Source organism: Streptomyces sp. NPDC005141 (assembly GCF_053599975.1).
This window is the reverse complement of the sequence record NZ_JBSFYW010000132.1, coordinates 1-6,161: the sequence shown is the minus strand read 5'-3', so window position 1 is coordinate 6,161 and position 6,161 is coordinate 1. Positions and strand designations below refer to the sequence as shown.

Genomic DNA, 6,161 nt, shown 5'->3' with positions numbered 1-6,161 from the left:
GGGAATCCCGGCCTGAAGGCCGGGATTCCCTGCGAAGAACAAAGGATGGACCTCCTGGCCACCGAGGTGGTGCGCTGACCGTCCGCAGCGCCAGGGGGAGAGCACCGCGATGCGGTTGCCGCGCCGGTGCATCTGATGACAGACATGTCTCCCTGGCGCCAGGCGTCCGCACTCATCCGGGTCACCGGGCGCGCGGACACCGCGACCGGGCGGCAGGGTAGTGGTGCCGATGCCGCAGAGGACCGGCCGGCATCGCCGTCCGGACCGCGGCACCGTCCGCGGTTCCCGTCCCGGACGAGGGGCCCCTCGAGCGCACCCATAGGAGGTTTCGTGCACGACAAGCCGCTTCTCAAGAGCGTCGGTGAACTGCTGCGCCGGCGGCACGGCTCCTCCCACCGCACCCGGCAGGCGGGGCCTGAGGGATTCGCGCTCGACAGCCTGAAGGTCGCCGGGTTCACCGCCGGCACGCTCAGTCCCGAGGACGAGGCGGCGCTGGCCGACGAAGTGGCCCAGCTCCTTCCCCACCACTGGGATCTGCCCACCAAATCGGTGGAGGCACTGACCCCGCTCGTCGACCACCTCGGCGGCCAGCAGGAGCTGATGGCCTGGCTGGACCACCACCCCGGGCGGCCACGGCTGACCGCGCGGATCTACGTCCTCCTGGGCCATCTCGACCAGTACAGCGACAACCCCGCGGTACTTGCCGCCGTGCGGCACGCCAGAGCCCAGGACCCCTACCCCGCCGGCCTGCGCGGCTACCTGACGCCGGAGACCAACGACGAGACCCTGGGCGGTCTCGCCTTCCGGATCGAGGAACTCCTCGGCGACAACCGCGAACAAGACGCCACCGCACTCGCCCTGACGACCGCCGACTGGCTGCGCGGCGCGGCACGGAACGCCGAGAGCCCGAACTCCGATGTCCGCGAGATGGGCGAACTCATGGACCACATGCACCACGACATCAGCGAGGCCGCCCCGCAATCCTGACCGGCAGACGCGGCAGGAGGCGAGCGAGCCCTCGCAGCCCAGCGCCCTGCCCGTGGCTGATGGCCGGACGAGGACGCCCCACGCTGGTCCGCAGCCACGCTACGGCAGATGCCGAATCGCCCTGACGGCGACTCGGCTCATCCTGTCCTGCTCTGCAGAAGTCCAATTCGTCCAGTTGGGCCCCGCGCAGGCCGGGTTTCCGCGGACGGGGCGGACAGCGGGGGAGGGGCAGGGTGGCCGGCACGGCTCGCCGAGGCGCGCAGGAACGGGGTTCGTTCCGGACCTCGAGCCCGAACCGGCATGCAGCATCATGTGGGACATGATCACCATTCATCTCAAGTACGAGATCGACGCCGACAAGCTCGAGGACTTCGAAGAGTACGGCCGCCGCTGGGTCGGGCTCGTCAACCGTCTCGGCGGGACGCACCACGGCTACTTCCTGCCGAGTGAGGGCGACAGCGACATCGCCTACGCGCTCTTCTCCTTTCCCAGCCTCGCCGCGTACGAGCGGTACCGTGCGGACAGCATGACCGACCCGGAGTGCCAGGACGCCGTCGAGCTGGCCCGCAGCACCCGCTGCATCAAGCGCTATGAGCGGCGCTTCCTGCGGCCGCTCGACGTCACCTCCTAGGCAGCCGTCCGGCCTGAACGACCGTCCCGCAGGCGGGCGTTGGGCCATGCGCAGGCGAGGCCAAGGGCGGCGGCACCCTCGACTCCAGAGAGCAGTCCGATCACCTCAGCCTCACGCGCCGTTGTGAACCGTTCCGGCACCCTCGCACCCTTCGGGACAAGTCTCCCTGAGGTGCCGCCGCTACCGGAGGGGCGACCCGGGAGCCACGGCCTTCCGCGGGCCGGAGCTCCCGCCCGCGCCTAGGGTGCCGTGCTCCCCGCCGACGCCGCATCGATGACGCCGTCGAGCAGGGCGCGGGAACGCCGCAGGTCCTCGATCATCCGGTCGATCCGGGCCCTCTCCACCGTCAGCTCGCGGACCAGGTCCGCATCCGCCGTCACGGCGGGCCCGCCGTCGCTGTCACGCATGCACGGCAGCAGCGTCACGATCTTCGAACTGCACAGCCCCGCCGCGTACAGCTCCTGAACCCGCCGCACCCGGTCCACCGCCGTGTCCGCGTACTCCCGGTGCCCGCCCGGCGTCCGCTCCGCCGACAGCAGACCCTCCTTCTCGTAGTAGCGCAACGAGCGCTCACTCACGCCCGTACGACGGGCCAGCTCACCGATCCGCATGACGCAGTTCACACCTCCACGACTTGAACCTGACATTGGTGTCAACTTCTACGGTAAGCGCATGACCCACGACACGACCACCTCCCCGCTCCTCGCCCCCGCCCGCCTCGGCCGGCACGAACTGGCCAACCACCTGGTCATGGCCCCCATGACCCGCAACCGCGCCGAGAGCGACGGCACCGCCACCGCGCTGATGGCCCACTACTACGCGCAGCGCGCCTCCGCCGGCCTGATCATCGCCGAAGCCTCCACCCCCAACCCGGTCGGCCAGACCTATCCGAACACCACGGCCCTGCACACCGACGCCCACACCGCCGGATGGCGCCGGGTCACCACCGCCGTCGCGGCCGCGGGCGGCGGCCCGATGTTCCTTCAGATCCAGCACGGCGGACGCGTCGGCCACCCCGACACCAGCGGCCTCACCCCCATCGCCCCGTCCCCGGTCCCGCTGCCCGAGCCGATCCACACCCCGGCCGGACGCCGGCCCGCCGTCACACCGCGCGAGATGACCCTCCAGGACATCCGCACCACCATCGACGACTTCGCCGCCACCGCCCGCCGCGCCCTCGACGCAGGCTTCGCCGGGGTCGAGGTCCACAGCGCCAACGGGTACCTGCTGCACCAGTTCCTGGCCCCCAACACCAACCGGCGCACCGACGCCTACGGCGGCGGCATCGAAGGCCGCATCCGCTTCACCACCGAAGTCGTCGACGCCGTCGCCGGTGCGATCGGCGCCGACCGCACCGGCCTGCGCATCTCGCCCGGCAACACCGTCAACGGCATCACCGACAGCGACGCCGACGACCTCTACCCCGCCCTGCTGGAAGCCACTGCCGGCAAGAACCTCGCCTACCTCCACATCGCCTACGCCGACCCCGCCCGGCCGCTCTTCACCCGCCTGCGCGAGATCTGGCCCGGCACCCTGATCGCCAACCCTGTCCTGCCCGCCGACCAGATCCCCGCCGACGGCGGCAAGGAAGCCGCCGAACATCTCCTGGCCGCCGGCGCCGACCTCATCGCGCTGGGCCGCCCCTTCCTCGCCAACCCCGACCTCACCGCACGGATGCACACCGGCGCACCCGTCAACGCCGTCCGCGCCAAGTACGCGATGTACACCGGCGGTTCCACCGGCTACACCGACTACCCCGTCCTCGGCGCTCTCGTCTGACGTGCGTGCGGAGCGAGTTCGCCGCATCCGCCGCCCCGGCCTTCAGGCTCCCGGCAGGGTCCCGGCCGGTGGGGCCGCGGTCGGTTCGCCTGGAGGGGTCCATCGGCCGCTGGTCGGCGAGCGTAGGCCGACAGCAGCCTGTGTTCCTGACGAGGCCGTCTGGGTTGTTCGCGGCGTACTGCCGTACGTTCGGCCCATGACGCACGCAAGGGAACCTCGCCCGGAGGCCCGATGAGCGGCTGGTGGGCCTATCTGGAGGAACAGACCCGCCGGGAGACCGACGCGAACGTGCTCCGTGATCGCCGGATGGCGGCAGTCAAGGCCGTGTGGGAGGCTCTGCGCCCACTGGGATTGGGCCTGCGCGAGGCGGAACAGGTGGTCCACGCGCGCTACGAAGCCCTCAGCGACCGCATACGGCACAGGCCGCCCGATCCGCTCGACATCCCCTCACTCGCATCCCGCGCCGCGGCACTCCCGGGCCAGGTGGCAGCGATCGAGGCACTGTGGGACGGCGACACCGTCCATGACTGGTTCGTGGTGCTGGTCGCCGTCCTGGACGACCCGGCCGGGGAAGGCCACCTGGCGACCGTCTACCACCGCCCCGGCGGGCCCCCGCCGGGCACTGCCGCCGCAGAGGCGGGCCGGGCTCTGGCCGAATCGCTCCGGGTGCCGTTCCACTTCGCCTCCCCGGACGTCCCCGACGACGAAGCCCCGCGCCGGCGAACAGCCAGGCGTCCGCCCGACGGTTCGTGATGCGGAACCGTAGGCGGACCGTGGCGGTGCCCGGGAGCACGGCGGGCAGCCCGAGAGCACGGATGCCTCCCGTTCCCATGGACATCGCCCCCGGCCCGATTCAGCTGCCTTCTGAGACGGCGGGCAAATGGCCGGGCGCACTGCTGGCCCGGCCGGCGATGACACGGAAAGCCGGAGGCTTGCGGAGGCCGCCGGTGACACGGCGGATCCTCGGCGTCGGCCCGTCGGCGATCCGCAGTCGTCACCCGCCGCGGCATCCGGTCAGGAAGTCTCCCGTGGACACCGGTCATGCCTGTGGCCGTCGGCCCCGGTCCTCGAACTCCCGCCGGACACCGGCCCCGTCGTCCTCGATCAATCCCGCCCCGTCCGGCAGTTCAAGCAGGTCGGCGCAGTGCTCGCACAGTCCCGTCCCGTCCTCGGACGGGACCGCCGGCCTGCTCCCGCACGCCTTGCACACGCCCACACCCCGCTCACTGCCGCGCGGTTGTCGTCCGCCCATCACCAACTCCTTCCGGTGGACGATGCGAAGGCCCCGATCATCCGCGGGACGAGTTCCCCTGATGCCGCCCTGGATGCATCTCAACCGCACTAACCGTCAAGGACTTGGCCCCCTGTCCGGCGAAGCGGATCGGTCGGACCTCGGCCAGACGTAGGGCAGGTCGTCAGGAACGTCCGGGAAGAACGGGCCGTAGAACTCCGGTGCCTTGCGCCTCAGTGCCGACTGGTGACTGCGGTGGAAGGCGGGTTCTCCCAGCCAGGGCGGCAGCTCGCCCTCGTCGGCGAGCTGCTCCTGGACACGTACATCGGCGCCGAGGCCGTACCTGCCGAAGTCGGTGACGAGCGTCGTGGCGCATGTGTCGGCGTGCCCCTGTGCCACCCACGTGGCGCACACGTCCAGGCCGTAGCGGACCAGGGCCTCCTCGTAGCCGGTCCATATGCGTACCGCGGGATGGTGCCGCCATCCGTAGCCGGGCACGGTCAGGCCGCGCAGCACCTGGAGGGCCTCGACGCGCTGTTTGCCCAGACGCGCGCGGTCCAGGACCGCGGCGGACTGTGTGAAGTCGGGATACGGGAGAAAGGTCTGCACGCAGGACACCTACCGCGGCCGGCCCGTTCCCATACGGGCGATTCGGGTGCAGCCGCCTGCGGTGTCAGCGCACGGGTGCGGACCAGCTCGCTGACCTCACCGCGCGGCGGAGCCGTGCCGGGGCGACCGGCCTGCGGCTCGACATCCCGGCGGCGACGGTCTCGCTCGTTCTGCCGTCGCTGTTCGAGGTTGATTACCTCTCTGTCGAACGCGCGGAAATCTATGTTGGCCAGAGTAGACATTGGCTGATCGCCTGGGTATGGTTTCTCTCGTAGTCAGAGAGACCGCAGGGCCGGGCAGACACGAACTGCCAGGCAGCAGTACACGTAAGTGCAGTGCGTAGGACGGTGCGGTGGTGGAGTTTCGAAGCCAGGGTGGTTGTAGGACGGCGACGGGACTGGCGACCGGACCGGGTGGCCCGCAGTGATCAGGGGCCGCCGGGAGCAGGACCGCAGTTGATGCGGTGGCAGTACCGGTAAATGCAGTTCGCGGTACCTCAGCAGTGAAGTTGGTGAGCGGTACCTCGGTGAAGGCGTCGGCTGCGGGCGCGCGTGCCGGGAGGTTCGGCAGTGGGGTTCCAAGCCAGAGCAGACGCAGGACGGGCGACGGGGCTGGCTGCCGGAGAGTGGCGCTGTCGCAGGCCGCTGAGCAGTACGCAGGAGAGCAGTATCAGCAGTACGCAGTTCCCTGTTTGGTAAGTGATGGATCAGAGGGAAAGAACGGAGGGATCGAGCGCCATCAGGATCGCCCGGGCGGAATGCTGAGCCCGGGTACCGCAGGACATCGATAGTGAGGTGGTCTCCGGTCAAGCAACCGCGATCCCCGCGCTCCCGACAGCATCTCGGTCGGGTCCGCGGAAACAGAAGGCCGGCGAAGCAGTAGGGCCGGCAGATGGTGTTGCAGTTCCTTCGGGGCCCTGGTGCC

General features: G+C 70.5%; 7 protein-coding genes. 4 read left to right on the top strand and 3 right to left on the bottom strand.

From position 1 onward, the window contains the following. Window positions 1-330: 330 nt before the first annotated feature. Entirely contained in the window at window positions 331-987 is a 657-nt protein-coding gene (locus ACWD68_RS41415) for a hypothetical protein (RefSeq protein WP_451811640.1), read from the top strand. A gap of 319 nt (window positions 988-1,306) precedes the next feature. After that, a complete protein-coding gene (locus ACWD68_RS41410; RefSeq protein WP_451811639.1) occupies window positions 1,307-1,618 on the top strand; it encodes an NIPSNAP family protein in 312 nt (103 codons plus the stop codon). Between the two features lie 239 nt (window positions 1,619-1,857). Here the strand turns inward: ACWD68_RS41410 and ACWD68_RS41405 are convergent, their stop codons facing one another. After that, window positions 1,858-2,229, bottom strand: coding sequence for a MerR family transcriptional regulator (locus ACWD68_RS41405; RefSeq protein ID WP_451811638.1), 372 nt, complete (start codon window positions 2,227-2,229; stop codon window positions 1,858-1,860). Between the two features lie 61 nt (window positions 2,230-2,290). On the opposite strand from ACWD68_RS41405, the gene ACWD68_RS41400 reads away from it, so the two are divergent. Continuing rightward, the gene (locus ACWD68_RS41400; RefSeq protein ID WP_451811637.1) at window positions 2,291-3,397 is read left to right on the top strand and encodes an alkene reductase; all 1,107 of its coding nucleotides are present in this window, start codon (window positions 2,291-2,293) and stop codon (window positions 3,395-3,397) included. Between the two features lie 231 nt (window positions 3,398-3,628). Next, entirely contained in the window at window positions 3,629-4,150 is a 522-nt protein-coding gene (locus ACWD68_RS41395; RefSeq protein ID WP_451811636.1) for a hypothetical protein, read from the top strand. A gap of 286 nt (window positions 4,151-4,436) precedes the next feature. On the opposite strand, the gene ACWD68_RS41390 is transcribed toward ACWD68_RS41395, so the two are convergent. Both ACWD68_RS41390 and ACWD68_RS41385 read right to left on the bottom strand, forming a co-directional pair. Continuing rightward, window positions 4,437-4,649: a hypothetical protein gene (locus ACWD68_RS41390; RefSeq protein ID WP_451811635.1), complete on the bottom strand. Its 213-nt coding sequence runs from the start codon at window positions 4,647-4,649 to the stop codon at window positions 4,437-4,439. Window positions 4,650-4,745: 96 nt separating this feature from the next. Beyond that, complete coding sequence (locus tag ACWD68_RS41385) at window positions 4,746-5,237, bottom strand: MSMEG_6728 family protein (protein ID WP_451811634.1); 492 nt, start codon at window positions 5,235-5,237, stop codon at window positions 4,746-4,748. Between the last annotated feature and the right edge of the window lie 924 nt (window positions 5,238-6,161).

Bases quoted from the DNA above. Each gene is read 5' to 3' on its own strand.
- ACWD68_RS41410 (WP_451811639.1), top strand. From the start codon at position 1,307: ATGATCACCATTCATCTCAAGTACGAGATCGACGCCGACAAGCTCGAG.
- ACWD68_RS41405 (WP_451811638.1), bottom strand. From the start codon at position 2,229: ATGCGGATCGGTGAGCTGGCCCGTCGTACGGGCGTGAGTGAGCGCTCG.
- ACWD68_RS41400 (WP_451811637.1), top strand. From the start codon at position 2,291: ATGACCCACGACACGACCACCTCCCCGCTCCTCGCCCCCGCCCGCCTC.
- ACWD68_RS41395 (WP_451811636.1), top strand. From the start codon at position 3,629: ATGAGCGGCTGGTGGGCCTATCTGGAGGAACAGACCCGCCGGGAGACC.
- ACWD68_RS41390 (WP_451811635.1), bottom strand. From the start codon at position 4,649: ATGGGCGGACGACAACCGCGCGGCAGTGAGCGGGGTGTGGGCGTGTGC.